Below are 19,650 nucleotides of genomic sequence, written 5' to 3'. Positions count from 1 at the left end.
GACCCACCATAACGTCAGGACGCCGCTGTGGCCCGGTCCGACCCGGCTAATCCCACAGCCTGGCCCGTCTCGCACCGGCATTCCCCCGCGGCGACGCGTTCACCCAATCTAAGGGCTGCTTAAGAGCGTGGGCGCTGCCGACGCTAACATCAACGTCCATGACGAGCGTTACGGATCCCTCAGCACCCGCGGCTCCCCACGAAACCGACATCCACACCACCGCGGGCAAGCTGGCGGACCTCCGCAAACGCGCCGAGGAGACGCTGCACCCCGTCGGTGAGGATGCCGTCGAGAAGACCCATGCGAAGGGCAAACTGACTGCGCGCGAACGCGTTCTGGCACTGCTCGACGAGGGGTCCTTCGTCGAACTCGATGCGCTCGCCAAGCACCGCAGCACCAACTTCGGGCTCGGGGAGAAGCGCCCCGTCGGTGACGGCGTCGTGACCGGCTACGGCACGGTCGACGGCCGCGACGTCTGTGTGTTCAGCCAGGACGCCACGGTGTTCGGCGGGAGCCTCGGCGAGGTCTACGGCGAGAAGATCGTCAAGGTCCAGGAGCTGGCCATCAAGACCGGCCGTCCGCTCATCGGCATCAACGACGGCGCCGGGGCGCGCATCCAGGAGGGCGTCGTCTCGCTCGGTCTGTACAGCCGCATCTTCCGCAACAACATCCTGGCGTCGGGCGTCATCCCGCAGATCTCGCTCATCATGGGCGCCGCCGCCGGTGGCCACGTCTACTCCCCCGCGCTGACCGACTTCGTCATCATGGTCGACCAGACCAGCCAGATGTTCATCACCGGCCCCGACGTCATCAAGACCGTCACCGGCGAGGACGTCACCATGGAGGAACTGGGCGGCGCCCACACCCACATGGCCAAGTCCGGCACCGTGCACTACGTCGCCTCCGGCGAGCAGGACGCCCTGGACTACGTGCGCGACCTGCTGGCCTATCTGCCGCCGAACAACTACGCGGAGCCGCCGCGCTACCCCGCCCCGCCGCATCCCGGCGCTATCGAGGACAACCTGACCGACGAGGACCTCGAGCTGGACACGCTCATCCCGGACTCGCCGAATCAGCCGTACGACATGCACGAGGTCATCACCCGGATCCTCGACGACGACGAGTTCCTGGAGGTGCAGGCCGGTTACGCGGGCAACATCGTCGTCGGCTTCGGCCGCGTCGACGGCCGCCCGGTCGGCATCGTCGCCAACCAGCCGACGCAGTTCGCCGGCTGCCTCGACATCAACGCCTCGGAGAAGGCCGCGCGGTTCATCCGCACCTGCGACTGCTTCAACATCCCGATCGTCCTGCTCGTCGACGTGCCGGGCTTCCTGCCGGGCACCGATCAGGAGTACAACGGCATCATCCGGCGCGGTGCGAAGCTGCTGTACGCCTACGGCGAGGCCACGGTCGCCAAGGTCACCGTCATCACCCGCAAGAGCTACGGCGGCGCGTACTGCGTCATGGGGTCCAAGGACATGGGCGCCGACGTGGTCGTGGCCTGGCCGACGGCCCAGATCGCCGTCATGGGCGCCTCCGGCGCGGTGGGCTTCGTCTACCGCCAGCAGCTCAAGGACGCGGCCAAGGAGGGACAGGATGTCGACGCGCTGCGCCTCGAGTTGCAGCAGGAGTACGAGGACACGCTGGTGAATCCGTACATCGCCGCCGAGCGCGGGTACGTGGACGCGGTCATCCCGCCGTCGCACACCCGCGGGTACGTCGCGACGGCGCTGCGGTTGCTGGAGCGCAAGGTCGTCCAGGTCCCGCCGAAGAAGCACGGCAACATCCCGCTCTGACCGGCGCTCGAAGGAGACTCCAGATGGATCACAACGCCGACATCATCGAGGTCAGCGACCCCAGGGACATGACCATCGACGTACCGCCGGACACGTCGGTACCCGAGATCCGGGTGCTCAAGGGAAAGCCCACCGACGACGAACTCGCAGCGCTGGTCACCGTGCTCAGCGCCGCGAGCGGCGGCCATCCCGAGCCCGGACCGCAGGAGCTCAACCCCTGGGGCCATCCGGTCGACAAGCTGCGCTACTCGCACTTCAGCTGGCAGATGGTCACGCTGGTCGAGCGGACCCACATGCGCAGGTGACCAGGGTCGTCCTGGGGTCGGCCTCGGCGGGCCGGCTGTCGGTCCTGCGGAAGGCGGGCATCGACCCGCTCGTCGTCGTCTCCGGCGTCGACGAGGACGCCGTCGTCGCGGCGCTGCCCCCGGACGCGGGTCCCGCTGCCACCACGACGGCGCTGGCGGTCGCGAAGGCACGTGCTGTGGTCGAGGGGGCGCCCGCCGACGTCGCCGCCGACTGCGTCGTCATCGGGTGCGATTCGATGCTCTGGCGCGACGGCGTGCTGCGGGGCAAACCGGTCACCGCTGAGGACGCCCGCCTCGGCTGGACGCAGATGGCGGGCACGTCCGGCGAACTGTTCACCGGGCACTGCGTCATCCGCGTGCTGGACGGCACGGTGCTCGGCGAGTTCGCGGCCGACTCCCGCACGACGGTGCACTTCGGCACGCCCTCGTCCGCCGATCTGGACGCCTACGTCCGCAGCGGTGAACCGCAGGCCGTGGCCGGCGGCTTCACCATCGACGGCCGGGGCGGCTGGTTCGTCGACGGTGTGACGGGCGACCCGTCGGCGGTCATCGGCATCGGTCTTCCGCTGATGAGGACGCTCTTCGAGCGGGCGGGACTGTCGCTGGCCGAGCTCTGGGTGGCCAACCCCAGCTGACCCGAACCTTCGCGAGGGCAAATTTTGATGACTTCCCCGGTTATGTTCTGACGGGCCCGACAGGCCGTTCGCGGGCTCCCCCGAACGAGTGATCTCCGCCACGATGAAGCTCTGTCAACTGGTGAAACAACCCCGGAACACCGTCTAGGTTCACGAACGCGGAGACATTTGCCATAATCCCACTTAGTGTACTTTTGGCAAACCCACTGAGTGTCGCAGAACGAGGTTATCGATGAAGAGAGCGCTGATTACCGGGATCACCGGGCAGGACGGGTCGTACCTGGCCGAACTGCTCCTGGCCAAGGGCTACGAGGTCCACGGCCTGATCCGCCGCTCGTCGACGTTCAACACCCATCGGATCGACCACCTGTACATCGACCCGCACGAGCCCGGCGCGCGGTTCTTCCTGCACTACGGCGACCTCTCCGACGGTGCCCGGCTCGTCACCCTACTGGCGCGCATCAATCCGGACGAGGTCTACAACCTCGCCGCCCAGTCGCATGTGCGGGTGAGCTTCGACGAACCCGAGCACACTGCGGACACCACCGGTTCGGGTACGGTCCGGCTCCTCGAGGCGCTGCGCATCGCCAACGTCGACTGCCGCTTCTACCAGGCGTCGAGTTCCGAGATGTTCGGCGCATCGCCGCCGCCGCAGGACGAGAACACCCCGTTCTACCCCCGCTCCCCCTACGGCGCCGCGAAGGTCTACTCGTACTGGATCACCAAGAACTACCGCGAGGCGTACGACATGTTCGCCTGCAACGGCATCCTGTTCAACCACGAATCCCCGCGCCGCGGTGAGACTTTCGTGACGCGCAAGATCACAAGGGCGGCCGCGCGCATCAAGGCGGGCATCGAGCAGCACGTGTACCTCGGAAACCTGGACGCGGTCCGCGATTGGGGTTACGCCCCGGAGTACGTCGAGGGCATGTGGCGCATGCTGCAGGCCGACGAGCCGGACGACTTCGTCCTGGCCACGGGCGGCAACTTCACGGTGCGCGACTTCCTGGAGGCGGCGTTCACCCACGCCGGCCTGGATTGGCGGGAGCACGTCCGCTTCGACGACCGCTACCTGCGCCCCACCGAGGTCGACGCGCTGGTCGGCGATGCGTCGAAGGCGGAGGCGAAGTTGGGCTGGCGCGCCCGTGTCCAGACGCCCGAGTTGGCTCGCATCATGGTCGAGGCCGACATCGCCGCACTCGAATGCCAGGGCAAGCCCTGGATTGACACGCCGCTCGTCGAGGCGTGGAGTTGACGTCGATGGAGACAGTGGATTTCACGCCGGGCCCCCTCGACCGCACCGCGCCGGTGTTCGTCGCGGGGCACCGGGGCATGGTCGGTTCCGCAATTCACCGCAGGCTGATCGCCGAGGGATTCGACCAACTGCTGGTGCGTCCGCGCAGCGAGCTCGACCTCACCGACCGCCCCGCGGTGTTCGAGTTCTTCGGCACGCACCGTCCCCAAGTGGTGGTGCTGGCGGCCGCTCGGGTCGGCGGCATCCTGGCCAACAGCACTCGTCCCGTGGACTTCATCTCGGAGAACCTGCAGATCCAGGTCAACGTGCTCGACGCTGCGCTGCACACCGGCGTCCGCAGGCTGTTGTTCCTCGGCTCGTCGTGCATCTACCCCAAGTTCGCCTCTCAGCCGATCACCGAGGACGCCCTGCTCACCGGCGCCCTGGAACCCACCAACGACGCCTACGCGATCGCGAAGATCGCGGGCATCCTGCAGGTACAGGCGGTGCGGCGGCAGTACGGCCTGCCGTGGATCTCGGCCATGCCCACCAACCTCTACGGTCCCGGCGACAACTTCTCCCCCACCTCCAGCCACGTGCTGCCCGCCTTGATCCGTCGGTACGACGAGGCCCAGTCCGCCGGCGACCCCGTCGTGACGAACTGGGGCAGCGGCAAGCCGCTTCGTGAACTTCTCCACGTCGACGATCTCGCCGACGCCTGCCTGCACCTGCTCGAGCACTTCGACGGCCCGCGACAGGTCAACGTGGGCACCGGTGTCGACCACACCATCGCCGACATCGCCGACGTGGTGGCGACCGCAATCGGCTACACCGGCGAAACCCGTTGGGACACAACGAAGCCCGATGGCACTCCGCGCAAGCTGCTGGACATCGGCACACTGCGCGACAGTGGCTGGGAGCCGAGCGTCTCGCTCATCCAGGGCATCGTCGACACGGTGTCGTGGTATCGCAGCAACCAGGCCTCGCTGCGGACCTGATCCATCCGCACGCGACCGCGCACAGCCAGTAGGCTGCACGATGTGTCGCTTCCCGCAGACCCGCACCCGTCCCTTGCCGCCTACGCCCACCCCGAACGGCTGGTCACGTCCGACTGGCTGGCGGGCAATCTGGGCCGACCGGGGCTCGCCATCGTCGAGTCCGACGAGGACGTCCTGCTGTACGACACTGGTCACATCCCCGGAGCCGTCAAGATCGACTGGCACACCGACCTCAACGACCCCCATGTCCGCGACTACATCGACGGCGCGCAGTTCGCCGCGCTGATGGACCGCAAGGGCATCTCGCGTGACGACACCGTCGTGATCTACGGCGACAAGAGCAACTGGTGGGCCGCGTACGCGCTGTGGGTGTTCACCCTGTTCGGCCACCCCGACGTCCGACTGCTCGACGGCGGACGTCAACTGTGGGTCAACGACGGCAGGGACACCAACCTGGACGTGCCGTCGAAGCAGACCACCGGCTATCCGGTCGTGGAGCGCAACGACGCACCCATTCGCGCGTTCAAGGACGACGTGCTCGCGGTTCTCGGCACCCAGCCGTTGATCGACGTGCGGTCGCCTCAGGAGTACACGGGTGAGCGCACCCACATGCCGGACTACCCCGAAGAGGGCGCGTTGCGCGGTGGACACATTCCCACGGCTCGCTCGATCCCATGGGGCAAGGCCGCCAAGGACAACGGTCAGTTCCGCAGCCGTGCGGAACTCGACGAGCTGTACGGCTTCCTCGACGCAAGCGACGACCCGAAGACCATCGTGTACTGCCGCATCGGTGAGCGCTCGAGCCACACCTGGTTCGTGCTGACGCATCTGCTGGGCAGGGAGGGTGTGCGCAACTACGACGGGTCGTGGACCGAGTGGGGTAACGCGGTCCGGGTTCCCGTGGCCGCCGGGGAAGAGCCCGGCGAAGCGCCGTGACGGCGCCGTCCGGCATGCCGGCGGCACTAGCCGAGGTCGTCTCCGAGTTCGCCGAGATGCAGGGCCAGGACAAGCTGCAGCTGCTGTTGGAGTTCGCAAGCGAATTGCCGCCGCTGCCAAGCGATCTCGACGAGGCGGCGATGGAGCCGGTGCCGGAGTGCCAGTCGCCGCTGTTCCTCCACGTCGATGACACCGACCGCGAGCACGTCCGGCTGCACTTCAGTGCGCCGGCAGAGGCGCCGACGACGCGGGGCTTCGCCGCGATTCTGGCGGCGGGTCTCGACGACCACTCCGCCGACGAGATCCTCGCGGTGCCCGACGACTTCTACGCCGATCTGGGCCTCGCGGCCCTCATCAGCCCACTGCGCTTGCGCGGGATGTCGGCGATGTTGACCCGCATCAAGCGCCGCCTTCGTTAGGGGCGTTTCGGGGCCGCCCGGACTTACCCGCGAGTAACCGGACCGGCTCGCCGACGCGGAAAGTGCGCCCCTTAAACTTCGCGGGATACATTCTTAAAGACGTTTCTTAGAGATGCCACTACCAGGAGGCACAGTGCCCAGTCACGCCAGCTCGAAGATCTCCAAGGTGCTCGTCGCCAACCGCGGTGAGATCGCCGTCCGGGTGATCCGGGCCGCCAAGGACGCCGGGCTGACCAGTGTGGCCGTGTATGCGGAGCCGGACGCCGACGCTCCGCACGTGCGCCTCGCCGACGAGGCGTTCGCACTGGGCGGTCAGACGTCGGCCGAGTCCTACCTGGTGTTCGAGAAGCTGCTCGACGCCGCCGCCAAGTCGGGCGCCAACGCGATCCACCCCGGCTACGGATTCCTCTCGGAGAACGCCGACTTCGCGCAGGCCGTCCTGGACGCCGGGCTGATCTGGATCGGCCCCAGCCCTCAGTCGATCCGCGATCTCGGCGACAAGGTGACCGCACGCCACATCGCCGCGCGCGCAGAGGCCCCGCTGGTGCCCGGCACCCCGGACCCGGTCAAGGACGCCGACGAGGTCGTCGCGTTCGCGAAGGAGTACGGCGTGCCCGTCGCCATCAAGGCGGCGTTCGGCGGTGGCGGCCGCGGCATGAAGGTCGCGCGCACCATCGAGGAGATCCCCGAACTGTTCGAGTCGGCGACCCGTGAGGCCGTGGCCGCCTTCGGCCGCGGCGAGTGCTTCGTCGAGCGCTACCTGGACAAGCCCCGCCACGTCGAGGCTCAGGTCATCGCCGACACCCACGGCAACGTCGTCGTCGCCGGCACTCGCGACTGCTCGCTGCAGCGCCGCTTCCAGAAGCTCGTCGAGGAGGCGCCCGCGCCGTTCCTCACCGACGCGCAGCGCAAGGAGATCCACGAGTCCGCCAAGCGCATCTGCAAGGAGGCCGGCTACTACGGTGCGGGCACCGTCGAGTACCTGGTCGGCCAGGACGGCCTGATCAGCTTCCTCGAGGTGAACACCCGCCTGCAGGTGGAACACCCGGTCACGGAGGAGACCTCGGGTATCGACCTGGTGCAGCAGCAGTTCAAGATCGCCAACGGCGAGGCGTTGGACATCACCGAGGATCCGACGCCGCGCGGCCACTCGTTCGAGTTCCGCATCAACGGCGAGGACGCCGGCCGCGGCTTCCTGCCCGCGCCCGGCCCGGTCAGTAAGTTCGAACCGCCCACCGGCCCCGGCGTGCGCCTGGACTCGGGCGTCGAGACCGGTTCGGTCATCGGCGGCCAGTTCGACTCGATGCTCGCCAAGCTCATCGTCAGCGGCGCCACGCGCGCCGAGGCGCTGGCCCGGTCCCGCCGTGCGCTGGCCGAGTTCACCGTCGAGGGCCTCGCCACCGTCATCCCGTTCCACCGCGCCGTGGTCGCCGACCCGGCGTTCATCGGTGACGAGAACGGCTTCACCGTCCACACCCGCTGGATCGAGACCGAGTGGGACAACACCGTCGAGCCGTTCACCGGCGGCGACCCGATCGAGGAAGAGGACACGCTGCCGCGGCAGACGGTCGTCGTCGAGATCGGCGGACGTCGCGTCGAGGTGTCGCTGCCCGGCGATCTCGCGGTCGGTGGCGGCGGTGCCGCCAGCCCCAGCGGCGCGATCCGCAAGAAGCCGAAGCCGCGCAAGCGCGGCGCGTCGGCCGGCGCGAAGGCGTCGGGCGATTCCGTGACGGCGCCCATGCAGGGCACGGTCGTCAAGGTCGCCGTCGAGGAGGGCCAGACGGTCGCCGCGGGCGATCTGGTGGTCGTGCTCGAGGCGATGAAGATGGAGAACCCGGTCACCGCGCACAAGGACGGCACCATCACCGGCCTGTCGGTCGAGGCCGGCGCCGCGGTCACGCAGGGCACTGTCGTCTGCGAGATCAAGGACTAGAGCGGCGTATACCTGAACCAGTCCACGACCATCGCCGCGGGCAGTTCGGTCGTCGCGTCGGGCTGTCCGAACGGGCTGCCGACCGACAGGTTGAGGATCGCGTACATCGACCGGTTGTTGTACGTCCACGGACTGCCCGGCGGGAGTGAGTCCGGCGTGAACGTCGCCAAGGTGACGCCGTCGACGCCGGTGGTGATCTTGTTCGGCTCCCAACGCACCCAGTACTCGTGGAATGCGGCGCTCAGATCACCGGTGATCGCCGTCGACAAGTCGTAGCCGGCCCCGTGCATCGACGAGCCCTGGAACGTACCCGTATTGGCGACCTCCATGACGTCGATTTCACCTGCGAGTGGCCAGCCAACGGTTTCCGTGTCGGACGCCAGCATCCAGAATGCGGGTAACAGCCCCTGCTCGGCGGGGAACTTGATGCGCGCGGCCACGGTGCCGTAGGTGAACTCGAGCTTGTCCTGAGTGGACAGGAAGGCGCTGCTGTAGTCGAACGTGCCGTAGCCGGGCACGGTGATCGGCTCCTTGATCGCCCGGATGACGAGGTTGCCGTTGCCGTCCAGAGACGCATTGCGCGCCGAGTCGGTGTAGGCGGCGAGTTCGCCGGTCGCGCCACCGGCGGCCAGATACGGACTCCACAGCGCTGAGTCCGGCTTGGTGCCTGCGGCGCCGGTGAAGTTGTCGACGACAGCAGGGGCGGCGCTGCCGGGATTCGACGGCGGTGGGTCGAAATGCACGAGTGACGTTGTGCGGTAGGTGGTTCCGCCCGCGAACGTGGTGTAAACGGTGTTCCCGTCGGGGCTGACGGCCACCATGCTGCCCAGCGTGGACTCGATGCGCAGGGTGCCGGTCACCTTCGTGTTGGTCGCCGTGTTGATGACCGACATAGTGGAGTCGCCGTTGACTACGTAGCCGAGACTGCCGTCGCGGCTGAGCACCATGCCGAAGGGTTGATCCCCGACGGTGATCGTGGCGACGCGCGCACCGCTGGACGTGTTGATCACCGTGACGTTGTCACTGCCGACGTTCGTGACGTACAACCGGGTACCCGCCGAGTTGAGTACCACCGACTGCGGTGTCGTGCCGACCGAATACGTCGCCGCGACGGTGTTGGTCGCGGTCTGGATGGCGGAGACGGTGTTGGCCCCGCGGTTCGCGATGTAGACGCGCGCACCGTCCGCGCTGATCGCGACGCCGGTGGGCGCAGCGCCGACCTTGATGGTGCTCACCGTCTGCCGGGTCGCTGCGTTCAACACCGTCACGCTGTTGCTCGCGGTGTTGGTTACGTAGATCCGTGTGCCTGCCGGGTTCACCGCCAGCCCCTGCGGGGAACCGCCCACCGCCATGGTGGCCAGTGTCGCGCCGGTCACCGTGCTGATCGCCGACACCGTGTTGGACCCGCTGTTGGCGACGTAGAGCACCGAACCATCGGGGCTGACCGCGACGTGGGTTGGCGCTTTACCCACCGGCACGCTGGCGATCACCGCATTGGTGCGCGCGTCGATCGCGGTGATGGTGTTGCTCGACGTGTTCGCGGTGTAGATCCGGTCGCCGTGGGTCACGATGCCCGACGGCGACAAGCCGACCTGGGTCGCCTTACCGGCCGACAACTGGCCCGAGTGGACGGGTACGTCCACGGTGACGGACGTCGACGCTGAGCCGTCGGTGACCGACACGACGAAGCGGTCGGTGTCCGGGGCCAGCGTCGCGCCGGCGAGGAGTCGGGTGGCCTGTGAGGGGGTGTACCGGAACGTGCCGTTGGCAGCGACCGTCACCGTCCCGCCCGGTGGCGCGGTTTTGACCGTGTAGGTGAGCGGATCGCCGTTCGGGTCCGTGACGTTCAGCGCGCCCGACACCGCGCCGGTGACGGGATCGGGGGTGCCGAACGTTGGAGGCGACGCCGAGGGCGCGGCGTTGCTCACTGCGGTCACCCGCAACGCCGTCGGCATCGGCGTCGCCACCGTGCTGATCGAACGGGATAGCGCAGCAAGGGAATTCGAGATGTCACGCACGATGGAGCGCATGAACTCCTCGGCCTGACGCGTCGCCGTGGCGAGGACGGACCAGACGGCGATCGCCCGTGCCGGCGCCTTCGGTGTGTCGACGGAGTCGGCCGCGACGGCTCTCAGCGCGGCGGGCGCTGCCGCGGTGGCGGCCACGGCAGTCGGCGTGACGTGGGCGGTGGAGGCGGTCGGAGTGGCGTCGCTGTCAACGGCCTCAGCGCGTCGCGCCGAGGGCTGCGTCCCTGCGGCGGCTGCGGCCGGCGCACGCTCCGGTTGTTTAGCCGCGGGGGTGCTCGACGTGCGGTCCGACGACCGATGTCGCGTGGACTTCTTGGTGGGCGCCGCCGTTTCGTCGTCGGCCTTCGCGGTGGAGTCGGCAGAGGCGGCGCTCGACTCCGATGTCGAGTCCGACTGCTCCGCCGTAGGGCTTTTCGTGTCAGTCGAGCCCTTGACGGCCTTGTCGGCGGCCTCGTCATTGGAACTCGAGGGCGAACCGGAACCGGAATCCGTCGAGCTCGAGCTCGAGCTCGACGATGCGCCGCCGGTGGTGTCGGAATCAGCGGACGCCGTGGGTGCGCCTGTCAGCCCCGCAATGGACAGCCCCACCCCCAATGCGATCGCGAGGCCGCCGACGCGGCCGATGTATCGGGCGTGGTGCGAGGCGTCCGGTAAGGAGTTCCGGTTGTCTGTCACGAGTGCACTCCCGGTTGCTGGTCGCCAAGAAATTCAATCGGATATGGCTCGGAACGTACTCGCAAACAGCCGTTATTGTTTTGCTTTATCTGAGTTGCAATTCCTTCCAGCATTTGCCCCGATATGCCGACCGTTTCATTCTCTTGGTCTTTTCTTGCCCGAAAGGGGTGCAGCCAACATTGCCCGCGATGCGGTTCGGCATTAGCCAGGTGTTTCGCACACGTAACCCTGAACGGCAACATCACCAGACGTCGCTCCTTTGCCGTCTGGGTTGCCCACGCCTGCTCGTGACACGCTGTTCGCGTGGAACCCGTGGAGATCAACAACGGTCAGTGGTACCTGCGCGCGCTGCGCTGTGACGACCGAATGGATGACCGCCCCGCGCTCGCCGACCTCGGGGAGACCGATGGCGAGTACATCGACGACGCCGAGGACGGTTGGGCCGATGACACCCGCTACACCTGGGCGGTGTGCGAGCCGACCACCGGTGAACTGCTCGCCGAGGTGACGCTCGACCCGGCCGCGAAGTTCATGGCCAGCCGCGCGCGACCCGGATTCGAGGATGCCGCCGCGATCTCCGAGGACACCGTCCGGCGTTGGGCGTCGGCCGTTCTGGGCATCGTGGTGCACACGTGAGCGCCCGCCCGAGGGTCGTCACCGTCACCGGCGCCGCCGGCCAGATCGGCTACGCCGCGCTCTTCCGCATCGGGGCGGGCGCACTGCTCGGTCGCGGAGTGCCGGTGACGCTGCGGCTGCTCGAGTTGCCGTCGGCCGTGCGCGCCGCCGAGGGCGTCGTGATGGAACTCGTCGACAGCGCCTTCGAACTCCTCGCGGGCATCGAGATCCACGACGATCCGGTACGGGCGTTCGACGGCGTGGATGTGGCACTGCTGATCGGCGCCAAACCCCGCAGTAAGGGCATGGAGCGCGCCGACCTGCTGGCCGCCAACGCCGCCATCTTCGCCGACGCGGGACGGGCACTCAACGCCGGCGCGTCATCCGACGTGCGTATCGCGGTCGTCGGCAACCCGGCGAACACCAACGCCCTGGTGGCGTCGGCACACGCACCCGACATCCCCGCCGAGCGGTTCACCGCGCTGACGCGGCTCGATCACAATCGGGCCGTCGCGGCCCTGGCCGCCCACGCGGGTGTGCACGTCGCCGAGGTGTCCAAGGTGACGGTGTGGGGCAACCACTCCCCCACGATGTACCCCGATGTCTTCCAGGCCGATGTCGCAGGCCGCCCCGGCGCGGAGTTCGCCGCCGACACCGATTGGCTGACAACGGATTTCATTCCGACCGTGGCCAAGCGCGGCACCGCGATCATCGAGGCGCGCGGCACATCGTCGGCGGCCTCGGCGGCCAACGCCGCCATCGACCACGTCCGGGACTGGGTCGACGGCACCGACGTCGACGACTGGACGTCGGTGGCGCTCCCCTCGCCGGGGGTGTACGGCATCCCGGAGGGCGTGGTGGCCTCGCTGCCCGTACGCGCAGTCGACGGCGCCTGGCAGATCGTGGAGGGACTCGAGATCAACGCGTTCTCCCGCGCCCGCATCGACGCGTCGATCGCCGAACTCGCCGAGGAGCGAGCGGCCGTCGAGAAACTCGGGCTGCTCTAACCTCGATCGGGATCGACGTCGACGTCGACACCGGTAGCCAGGTCCCCGCACTCGACCAGCACCAGATCGGTCCGGCCGGCCAGGAAGGCCCGTGCACCCCGGTCACCGCGCAGCGTGGCGACCAGTTCCGGCCAGTGCGTGCGCCCGATCACCACGGGGTGACCCGGTCTGCCGCCGTAGGTGGCCCGCGCGAGGTCGGCCTCGGCGGCCAGCATGCGGCGAATCACCTCGGCCGTGACGTCGGGCGTGTCGACCAGGTGGATCACCGCGGAGTCGGCGGCGGCGACCGCCGCCAGGCCGGTACGCAGCGACGCGCCCATCCCGGACGCCCAGTCGTCGGCGATCACGGCACGGGCCGGGGCGGGGACGTCGACGATCGCGGCCCCGAGCACCACGACCACGTCATCGCAGCCGCCGTCGGCCAGTGCGGTCACCGCCGACCGCAGCCAAACCCCATCCGCAGCAAGCACTTTCGGCATCCCGTACCGTGTGCCCGCGCCACCGGCGAGCAGCACCCCGGCAATCGACATCATGTCAGTGTGCACCGCGGCGAGTCACCAGCGCGATTGTGGTCGCCCCCCCATCAGGCGTAGGCTCGTCAGCAGGTTGAGTTAGCAGCCATTGGAAGCGTCATCACGGCTTTGAGGCGCAGGGCCCTTCAACTTTTGACGTGAACCCATCGTCAGAATGTCATTCGACTGATGGAGTCACAGTGCTCACCACCATTACCAACGGGTCGGCGACCTTCACCACCCGTCTCAACGCTCCGTCCGACGTGATTCTGTCCGTCGACGGCGAACTCGACATGACGAACGTCTCCGACTTCCTCGACACCGCCGTCCTCGCCGCCGAGGACCGCTCGCGCGTGGTGATCGATCTCAGCGGTGTGAAGTTCTTCGGCACGGCGGGCGTCTCCGCGCTACACGCACTCGGCGACCGCTACACCGCCGGGGATACGCCGTGGGCGGTCGTCCCGAGCAGGAACGTGGACCGCGTCATGCGGATCTGCGACACCGACGCGATCGTTCCGCTGAAGGCGACCGTGGACGCGGCGTTCGCGTCGATGTGACCGTCCGTCACTCCAGCTGATCACGCAGGCGCGCAAGGGATTTTGCGAGTAGTCGCGACACGTGCATCTGCGAGATTCCGACCCGCTCGGCGATCTGGGTCTGCGTCATGGACTCGAAGAAGCGCAGCAACAGGACGGTGCGCTCCCGTTCGGGCAGGCTGGCCAGCAGCGGCCGCAACGCCTCCCGATTCTCGATGCGGTCGAGATTGAGGTCGACGTCGCCGAGCGTGTCGGCGATCGCGGGCGCTTCCTCGGTGCCGCTGCTGCTTCCGCCGTCGATCGACAGCGTGTTGTACGAGCTGCCCGCGACGAGACCCTCCACGATCTCGTCGCGGTCGATCTCGAGTTCCTCGGCGAGCTCGGACGGTGTCGGCGCGCGGCCCAGCCGCTGCGACAGTTCGGCAGTCGCCGCGCCGAGCCGCAGGTGCAGTTCCTTGAGCCGCCGGGGGACCTTCACCGACCAGCTGTTGTCGCGGAAGTGCCTGCGGACCTCGCCCATGATGGTCGGCACCGCGAACGACACGAAGTCCGAGCCCGCGTCGACGTCGAACCGGATGACGGCGTTCACCAACCCGACGCGTGCCACCTGGACCAGGTCGTCGCGGGGCTCGCCGCGACCGTCGAAACGGCGTGCGATGTGGTCGGCGAGCGGCAGACACCTCTCGACGATCGCGTCGCGGTGACGCTGGAACTCGGCCGAACCCTCGGGCAGCTCCTTGAGTTTCCGGAACTTGTCCACGACATCGGCGTATTCGGAGTTCGATCGCGCCGATGAACCCTTCGAGGATGCCGGACTCACCGCAGCGAGCTCACTCGCCTCGTCGTCATCGAGATACCGAATACACCACCGTCGGACTGCGCGCCGTCGTGGAACGTGTTGACCTCGTCGGTGAGCGAACTCAGCACGTGCCAGCTGAAGCTACCGGGCGCCATGATGTCCGACGTCGTACACGCTGTCGCGGCGTCGATCCTGACGTCGTTCTCGGTCGAACGCACGGTGACGACGAGCGTCGCGTCCGCAACCGCCGACCTGATGAGCCGCGTGCACGCCTCGTCGACAGCGAGCCGGAGATCGGCGACGGTGTCCATGTCGAGGTCCTCGAAGGTCGCCACGGCCGCGACGAGCGTGCGCAGCACGGCCAGGTTCTCCAGCTTCGCCGCGACTCGGAACTCGACTGCGTTGTCCACGCGCCCTCCTGTTGATCTCGAGGCGACCATACCCTCGGTGGAATCCCAGCTAACCACGGACATTCCGCTGGTTGGATTCGGAGCGCTGATCGTTTGCGCGCAAGTGCCTACCTCCTGAGCAGTCGCTGCAGGAGTGCCCAAAGAACGCGAGGTCAAACCTACCGCCCGCGGCGCGGGCGCGGCCCTCGTCTCGTGACGTCAGTCGGGCTGCTCGGCGATCCTCTTGATCGCGTCCAGCCGCCTGTCCCAACTCCTTCCGATGGCGTCGAGCGCGTCGGCGAGGGCGGTCATCTGCGCCCCGACCGCCCGGTACCGCAGCTCCCGGCCGGCCCGGACGGATTCGACCAGGCCGGCCTCGGCGAGCACCGCGATGTGTTTGGCGATCGCCTGCCTGCTCACCGGCAGGCGGGCTGCAAGGGCGCTCGCCGACTGATCCGAGCGCCCCAGCTCGGACAGGATGCGCCAGCGGGTCTCGTCGGCCAGCACCGAACACACCGCAGGCACGTCCGTGCGCGGCCCGTCGTCGGTCACGCGCGCTCCACGAACTCCACCAGCTCGGCCAGTTCGGCCGTCCAGCCACCCGTGTTGTCCGCGCGCGCGGACTCGGGATCGGGCAGGTCGTCGAAGCCGGTTTCGACCAGGTTCAGCCGGGTGCCGCCGTCGATCTCGGTGAGGTCGAAGCGGACCAGTGTGGAGTTGCCCTGCACCGGATCGACGCCGGACTCCCTGGCCCATCGGTAGACGAGTGTCTTCGGCTTATCGACGTGTTCGACGACGACGCGGAAATCGGCCCCGTGCGCGGTCCAGCCGAAACGGCCGGCGCCACCGGGGGTGGGGTCGAGTTCGCAGGTGTCGCCGAACCACTGGGAGATCAGGTCGGACTCGGTCAGGGCGGCCCAGACCTTCTCCGGGGCGGCCTTGATGTCGATCGTGCGGGTGATGTCGAGGGTTGCCATCGGTGTACTCCAGGTTCTTCGGTGGGTTTTAAGTGCAACCACAGAATTGCACATCATGTGGCCGTTGTGCAACCCCACAGTTGCACATATGCGGCGCTGTGTCGGTGCGGCCACCTAGGGTGCAGCGCGTGTGGAAGGTCTACGCCGTCGTCGCCGTCGCGGCGTTCGGCGTCGCGTACAGCCTCGGCGTCGGCCTGCCGTGGAGCGCTCTGCTCGGCGTGCTCGCGCCACTGCTGCCCGCGTTCCTCCGCGGCGTCCTGCTCGGCGCGCGCACCCCGTCCGCCCGCGAGGATCCCGCCAACGAGGTGATGTCGGGCACCGAGTTCGAAGACCACGTCGCCCGGATCGCGCGGACGACCAGGGCCCCGGTCATGATGACGCCTGTGACGGGCGACTTCGGCGTCGACCTGATCGTCGGACGCAGGCCTAATCGCCTTGCGGTGCAGTGCAAACGGCAGGCGCGGCCGGTCGGCGCAGGAGCGGTGCAGGAGGTGGTCGCCGGCGCCGCCGTCCACGACTGCGCGCACACCATGGTCGTGACGAACCACGGCTTCACCCCGGCCGCGCGCAAGCTCGCCGAACTGCACGGCTGCGTGCTCGTCGGCGGTGCGGAGATGACGCGTCTCGCGTCGACCATCCGACGGCTGGTGACGCCGGATTAGGGCTTGGCCAGCATCAGGACGGGTTGGTCCCGGTACAGCTGCGGGAACTGCGCCTTCAGCGCCTCCACCTTGGGCGCGTCGTTGATCGCGATGTAGGGATGCGTCGGGTTCGAGTTCAGGAAGTCCTGGTGGTACTGCTCGGCGGGGTAGAACTCGGCCTTCGGCGACACGACCGTGACGATCGGGCCCGAGAAGACGCCCGCCTCGTCGAGCTGCGCGATGTACGCCTGCGCGACGCGCTGCTGCGCGTCGTCCTGGGCGAAGATCTCGGTCCGGTACTGGGTCCCGTAGTCGGGTCCCTGCCGGTTGAGCTGCGTGGGGTCGGCCACCACAGAGAAGAAGATCTGCAGCAGTTGGCCGTACGTCACCCGGCCGGGGTCGTAGGAGATGCGGACGGATTCCGCGTGCCCGGTGCCGCCACTGCTGACCGTCTCGTAGTCCGCGGTCTCCCGGTCCCCGCCCACATAGCCGGATTCGGCTGCGGTGACGCCGTTTACATGTTGGAAGACGCCCTGGACACCCCAGAAGCAGCCGCCGGCGAACACCGCGGTGCGGGTGGCGTCGGCGGCGGGCGTGTCGAGCGTCGGCGCGGGGACGGCGGTGGACTGCGCGGACGCCTCACCCGAGAACACCGGCAGCTGCACGACGGTAAGGGCCGCGACGGCGATCGCTGCGAGGACCGCGCCCAAGGCCAGGCGTGTGCGATTGCTGTGGGTCACCCTGAAAGTGTCCTCCCGGATCGGCGGGTTCCACCCGACCGTCACGGATCGGTAAGGCCGATGGACGGCAACCGGTCGTACCGTCGAAGCATGGCCAATCGGGCGCTGTCGCGGCGCAGCGTGCTGTTCGGCGCCCTCGTGGTGGGCGTCGCCGGGTGCACTCAGTGGCGCGATGTCGCCGCCGCCGACCCGCCGGAACCGTCCGCGGAGACGTTCGAGGTGAGCCGCACCGATGCGCAGTGGCGCCAACAGTTGACGCCGGAGCAGTACCGGATCCTCCGCCAGGCGGGCACCGAGACGCCCTACAGCAGTGCGCTGAACGACGAGCACCGCACCGGCGTGTTCAGCTGCGCCGGGTGCGCGCTGGACCTGTTCTCGTCCAGCACGAAGTTCGACAGCGGCACCGGCTGGCCGAGTTTCTTTGCGGCATTGGACAACTCGGTGATCGAGCGGTCCGACAGCACGCTCGGCATGACGCGCACCGAGGTGCTCTGCCGACGCTGCGGTGGGCACCTCGGCCACGTCTTCGACGACGGGCCCGAGCCAACGGGCCTGCGCTACTGCATGAACGGCGACGCGCTGAGCTTCCGCGCGGCCTAGCCGGCTACCGCAGGGCGGTGCGCACCGCGTCGACGGCCGCGTCGATCTCCGCCGCTGAGACCGTCAGCGCGGGGCGGAACCGCACGCTGTCGGGCCCGCTGGCCAGCATGATGACCCGGTGGTCCCAGAGCCTGCGGACCAGGGCGTCGCGCTGCTCGGCGGTCGGCATGCTGAACGCGCACATCAGGCCGCGGCCGCGCGGATCGAGAACCTGTTCGGGGAACTCGATCGCCAACTCGCGGAGTTTGCCGAGCAGGTAGCGCCCGGTGTCGGCGGCGTTGGCGATGAGCCCGTCGCTCTCGATGACCTCCAGGATGCGCCGCGAGCGCACCATGTCGGTGAGGCTGCCACCCCAGGTCGAGTTGATACGGGAGCTGACTGCGAAGACGTTGTCGGCGACCTCGTCGACGCGGCCGCCCGCCATGACACCGCACACCTGCGTCTTCTTGCCGAAGGCGAGGACGTCCGGCGTAGTGCCCAATTGCTGGAAGGCCCAAGGGGTTCCGGTCATACCGCACCCGGTCTGCACCTCGTCGAAGATCAGCAGGGCGTCGAACTCGTCGCACAGCTCGCGCATCGCGGCGAAGAACTGCGGCCGGAAGTGACGGTCGCCGCCCTCGCCCTGAATGGGCTCGGCGATGAAGCACGCGATGTCGTGCGGGCTGGCCTCGAACGCGGCGCGGGCCTGGCGGAGCGACTCGGCTTCGAGCGCGTCCATGGCGTCGTCGTCCAGGCCGGCTCGAGCCCACGGGGCGTCGATCCGCGGCCAGTCGAACTTCGGGAACCGCGCGACCTTGTTCGGATCGGTGTTGGTGAGCGACATCGTGTAGCCGCTGCGGCCGTGGAACGCACCGCGCAGGTGCAGCACCTTCGTGCCGAGCGCGGGATCGATGCCGCGCGACTCGTTGAGCCGGCTCTTCCAGTCGAACGCCACCTTGAGCGCGTTCTCCACGGCCAGTGCGCCGCCGTCGACGAAGAACAGGTGCGGCAGCGCCGCGTCGCCGAGCACCCGCGCGAAGGCGTCGACGAAGCGCGCCATCGGCACGCTGTAGACGTCGGAGTTGCTCGGCTTGTTCACTGCTGCGGCGGCGAGTTCGGCGCGGAACTCCTCGTCGTCGGCCAGCGCCGGGTGGTTCATGCCCAGCGCCGACGAGGCGAAGAACGTGAACATGTCCAGGAACGTCGCGCCGGTACGGGCGTCGACCAGCGTCGATCCGTGCGAGCGTTCGACGTCGAGGACGAGGTCGAGGCCGTCGGCCAGGATGCTGCGGCGCAGGACCGCGTGCACGTCGTCGGGGCCGATGGAGCCGACGTCGTGGATGCGGTCGGCGCGATGCGAGAGGACTGCGGTCATGCCGGCAATCCTAACGCATTATTTACGGTCTATCGACACCTGGACAGGATTTTCTACGGTACGAAGTCGCGTCCATCGTAAAAAGTCTGTAATATGATGGTGCTTCGGGTGCGGACGTTGGCCGCCGTCCGGATCTGTTGCAACAGGTCTTCCAGCGCTCGCGCGGACGGCACGCGCACCAGCAGGACGTAGCTCTCGTCCCCGGCCACGGAGTGGCACGACTCGATCTCCTTGATGTGCTCGAGCCGTGCGGGCGAATCATCGGGTTGAGACGGATCGAGAGGGGTGATGGCGACGAACGCCGACAGCATGTGTCCCACGGCCTCGGGGTTGATCCGTGCGCGGTATCCGGTCACCACGCCGCGTGACTCCAGCTTGCGCACCCGCGACTGGACCGCCGACACCGACAGGCCGACGCTTTTCGCGAGTTCGGCGAGCGTCGCGCGCCCGTCGGCCACCAACGCGCGGGCGAGCGCGCGATCGATGTCGTCGAGTTCGTCGGAGTCGGTCATGGCCGGAGAC

Annotated in this window: 22 protein-coding genes; 13 read left to right on the top strand and 9 right to left on the bottom strand. The window is 68.3% G+C overall.

The window, feature by feature from the left end:
• Nucleotides 1-158 precede the first annotated feature (158 nt).
• The 8 genes from NM203_RS16500 to NM203_RS16465 all read left to right on the top strand — a co-directional run bounded on the left by NM203_RS16500 (nt 159) and on the right by NM203_RS16465 (nt 8,256).
• Entirely contained in the window at nt 159-1,796 is a 1,638-nt protein-coding gene (locus NM203_RS16500; protein WP_255061091.1) for an acyl-CoA carboxylase subunit beta, read from the top strand.
• 23 nt (nt 1,797-1,819) lie between these two features.
• Nucleotides 1,820-2,101 carry an acyl-CoA carboxylase subunit epsilon gene (locus tag NM203_RS16495; RefSeq protein ID WP_255061090.1) on the top strand — a complete coding sequence of 94 codons (282 nt, stop codon included), beginning with the start codon at nt 1,820-1,822 and terminating at the stop codon, nt 2,099-2,101.
• Nucleotides 2,098-2,736, top strand: coding sequence for a Maf family protein (locus NM203_RS16490; RefSeq protein WP_255061089.1), 639 nt, complete (start codon nt 2,098-2,100; stop codon nt 2,734-2,736). The genes NM203_RS16495 and NM203_RS16490 overlap by 4 nt, the downstream gene beginning before the upstream one ends.
• Before the next feature lie 232 nt (nt 2,737-2,968).
• Nucleotides 2,969-3,991 carry a GDP-mannose 4,6-dehydratase gene (gene gmd, locus NM203_RS16485; protein ID WP_255061088.1) on the top strand — a complete coding sequence of 341 codons (1,023 nt, stop codon included), beginning with the start codon at nt 2,969-2,971 and terminating at the stop codon, nt 3,989-3,991.
• A 5-nt stretch (nt 3,992-3,996) separates the two neighbouring features.
• A complete protein-coding gene (locus NM203_RS16480; protein WP_255061087.1) occupies nt 3,997-4,968 on the top strand; it encodes a GDP-L-fucose synthase family protein in 972 nt (323 codons plus the stop codon).
• 42 nt (nt 4,969-5,010) lie between these two features.
• Nucleotides 5,011-5,904 (top strand): sulfurtransferase, encoded by an 894-nt coding sequence (locus tag NM203_RS16475; RefSeq protein ID WP_255061086.1) that lies wholly within the window; start codon nt 5,011-5,013, stop codon nt 5,902-5,904.
• Entirely contained in the window at nt 5,901-6,323 is a 423-nt protein-coding gene (locus NM203_RS16470; protein ID WP_255061085.1) for a SufE family protein, read from the top strand. Before NM203_RS16475 ends, NM203_RS16470 begins: the two co-directional genes overlap by 4 nt.
• A 133-nt stretch (nt 6,324-6,456) precedes the next feature.
• Nucleotides 6,457-8,256, top strand: a complete 1,800-nt coding sequence (locus NM203_RS16465; protein WP_255061084.1) for an acetyl-CoA carboxylase biotin carboxylase subunit — start codon at nt 6,457-6,459, stop codon at nt 8,254-8,256.
• Here NM203_RS16465 and NM203_RS16460 read toward each other — a convergent pair.
• Nucleotides 8,253-10,958 (bottom strand): beta-propeller fold lactonase family protein, encoded by a 2,706-nt coding sequence (locus tag NM203_RS16460; protein ID WP_255061083.1) that lies wholly within the window; start codon nt 10,956-10,958, stop codon nt 8,253-8,255. The two genes, NM203_RS16465 and NM203_RS16460, sit on opposite strands and share 4 nt — an antisense overlap.
• Before the next feature lie 303 nt (nt 10,959-11,261).
• Between NM203_RS16460 and NM203_RS16455 the strand changes: the two genes are divergently transcribed.
• Complete coding sequence (locus NM203_RS16455) at nt 11,262-11,594, top strand: hypothetical protein (RefSeq protein ID WP_255061082.1); 333 nt, start codon at nt 11,262-11,264, stop codon at nt 11,592-11,594.
• Nucleotides 11,591-12,580 carry a malate dehydrogenase gene (locus NM203_RS16450; RefSeq protein ID WP_255061081.1) on the top strand — a complete coding sequence of 330 codons (990 nt, stop codon included), beginning with the start codon at nt 11,591-11,593 and terminating at the stop codon, nt 12,578-12,580. Before NM203_RS16455 ends, NM203_RS16450 begins: the two co-directional genes overlap by 4 nt.
• Here the strand turns inward: NM203_RS16450 and NM203_RS16445 are convergent.
• The gene (locus NM203_RS16445; protein ID WP_408633364.1) at nt 12,577-13,113 is read right to left on the bottom strand and encodes a nucleotidyltransferase family protein; all 537 of its coding nucleotides are present in this window, start codon (nt 13,111-13,113) and stop codon (nt 12,577-12,579) included. The genes NM203_RS16450 and NM203_RS16445 overlap by 4 nt on opposite strands.
• A 179-nt stretch (nt 13,114-13,292) precedes the next feature.
• Here NM203_RS16445 and NM203_RS16440 point away from each other — a divergent pair, with 179 nt between their 5' ends.
• Nucleotides 13,293-13,649 (top strand): STAS domain-containing protein, encoded by a 357-nt coding sequence (locus tag NM203_RS16440; RefSeq protein ID WP_255061080.1) that lies wholly within the window; start codon nt 13,293-13,295, stop codon nt 13,647-13,649.
• 7 nt (nt 13,650-13,656) lie between these two features.
• Here the strand turns inward: NM203_RS16440 and NM203_RS16435 are convergent, their stop codons facing one another.
• The 4 genes from NM203_RS16435 to NM203_RS16420 all read right to left on the bottom strand — a co-directional run bounded on the left by NM203_RS16435 (nt 13,657) and on the right by NM203_RS16420 (nt 15,793).
• Nucleotides 13,657-14,448 carry an RNA polymerase sigma factor SigF gene (locus NM203_RS16435; protein WP_255061079.1) on the bottom strand — a complete coding sequence of 264 codons (792 nt, stop codon included), beginning with the start codon at nt 14,446-14,448 and terminating at the stop codon, nt 13,657-13,659.
• Nucleotides 14,445-14,867, bottom strand: a complete 423-nt coding sequence (locus NM203_RS16430; RefSeq protein WP_255061243.1) for an ATP-binding protein — start codon at nt 14,865-14,867, stop codon at nt 14,445-14,447. The genes NM203_RS16435 and NM203_RS16430 overlap by 4 nt, the downstream gene beginning before the upstream one ends.
• Before the next feature lie 168 nt (nt 14,868-15,035).
• A complete protein-coding gene (locus tag NM203_RS16425; protein WP_255061078.1) occupies nt 15,036-15,368 on the bottom strand; it encodes an ArsR/SmtB family transcription factor in 333 nt (110 codons plus the stop codon).
• The gene (locus NM203_RS16420; RefSeq protein WP_255061077.1) at nt 15,365-15,793 is read right to left on the bottom strand and encodes an SRPBCC family protein; all 429 of its coding nucleotides are present in this window, start codon (nt 15,791-15,793) and stop codon (nt 15,365-15,367) included. The genes NM203_RS16425 and NM203_RS16420 overlap by 4 nt, the downstream gene beginning before the upstream one ends.
• A gap of 119 nt (nt 15,794-15,912) precedes the next feature.
• Between NM203_RS16420 and NM203_RS16415 the strand changes: the two genes are divergently transcribed.
• Nucleotides 15,913-16,455, top strand: coding sequence for a restriction endonuclease (locus NM203_RS16415; protein ID WP_408633367.1), 543 nt, complete (start codon nt 15,913-15,915; stop codon nt 16,453-16,455).
• On the opposite strand, the gene msrA is transcribed toward NM203_RS16415, so the two are convergent.
• Complete coding sequence (msrA, locus tag NM203_RS16410; protein WP_255061075.1) at nt 16,452-17,174, bottom strand: peptide-methionine (S)-S-oxide reductase MsrA; 723 nt, start codon at nt 17,172-17,174, stop codon at nt 16,452-16,454. The genes NM203_RS16415 and msrA overlap by 4 nt on opposite strands.
• A 90-nt stretch (nt 17,175-17,264) precedes the next feature.
• Between msrA and msrB the strand changes: the two genes are divergently transcribed.
• On the top strand, nt 17,265-17,774 hold the full coding sequence (gene msrB, locus NM203_RS16405; protein WP_255061074.1) for a peptide-methionine (R)-S-oxide reductase MsrB: 510 nt from the start codon (nt 17,265-17,267) through the stop codon (nt 17,772-17,774).
• Between the two features lie 4 nt (nt 17,775-17,778).
• Here the strand turns inward: msrB and lat are convergent, their stop codons facing one another.
• Both lat and NM203_RS16395 read right to left on the bottom strand, forming a co-directional pair.
• A complete protein-coding gene (gene lat / locus NM203_RS16400) occupies nt 17,779-19,128 on the bottom strand; it encodes an L-lysine 6-transaminase (RefSeq protein WP_255061073.1) in 1,350 nt (449 codons plus the stop codon).
• A gap of 53 nt (nt 19,129-19,181) precedes the next feature.
• Nucleotides 19,182-19,640: an Lrp/AsnC family transcriptional regulator gene (locus tag NM203_RS16395; protein WP_255061072.1), complete on the bottom strand. Its 459-nt coding sequence runs from the start codon at nt 19,638-19,640 to the stop codon at nt 19,182-19,184.
• Nucleotides 19,641-19,650: the final 10 nt, after the last annotated feature.

The sequence above is a fragment of the Mycolicibacterium arenosum genome (assembly GCF_024320865.1).
GTDB lineage: Bacteria > Actinomycetota > Actinomycetes > Mycobacteriales > Mycobacteriaceae > Mycobacterium > Mycobacterium arenosum.
This window is presented reverse-complemented; position numbering and strand designations above follow the sequence as displayed.

Bases quoted from the DNA above. Each gene is read 5' to 3' on its own strand.
- NM203_RS16445 (WP_408633364.1), bottom strand. From the start codon at position 13,113: ATGATGTCGATTGCCGGGGTGCTGCTCGCCGGTGGCGCGGGCACACGG.
- NM203_RS16480 (WP_255061087.1), top strand. From the start codon at position 3,997: ATGGAGACAGTGGATTTCACGCCGGGCCCCCTCGACCGCACCGCGCCG.
- NM203_RS16430 (WP_255061243.1), bottom strand. From the start codon at position 14,867: ATGGTCGCCTCGAGATCAACAGGAGGGCGCGTGGACAACGCAGTCGAG.
- msrB (WP_255061074.1), top strand. From the start codon at position 17,265: ATGGCCAATCGGGCGCTGTCGCGGCGCAGCGTGCTGTTCGGCGCCCTC.
- NM203_RS16500 (WP_255061091.1), top strand. From the start codon at position 159: ATGACGAGCGTTACGGATCCCTCAGCACCCGCGGCTCCCCACGAAACC.
- NM203_RS16420 (WP_255061077.1), bottom strand. From the start codon at position 15,793: ATGGCAACCCTCGACATCACCCGCACGATCGACATCAAGGCCGCCCCG.
- gmd (WP_255061088.1), top strand. From the start codon at position 2,969: ATGAAGAGAGCGCTGATTACCGGGATCACCGGGCAGGACGGGTCGTAC.
- lat (WP_255061073.1), bottom strand. From the start codon at position 19,128: ATGACCGCAGTCCTCTCGCATCGCGCCGACCGCATCCACGACGTCGGC.
- NM203_RS16495 (WP_255061090.1), top strand. From the start codon at position 1,820: ATGGATCACAACGCCGACATCATCGAGGTCAGCGACCCCAGGGACATG.
- NM203_RS16395 (WP_255061072.1), bottom strand. From the start codon at position 19,640: ATGACCGACTCCGACGAACTCGACGACATCGATCGCGCGCTCGCCCGC.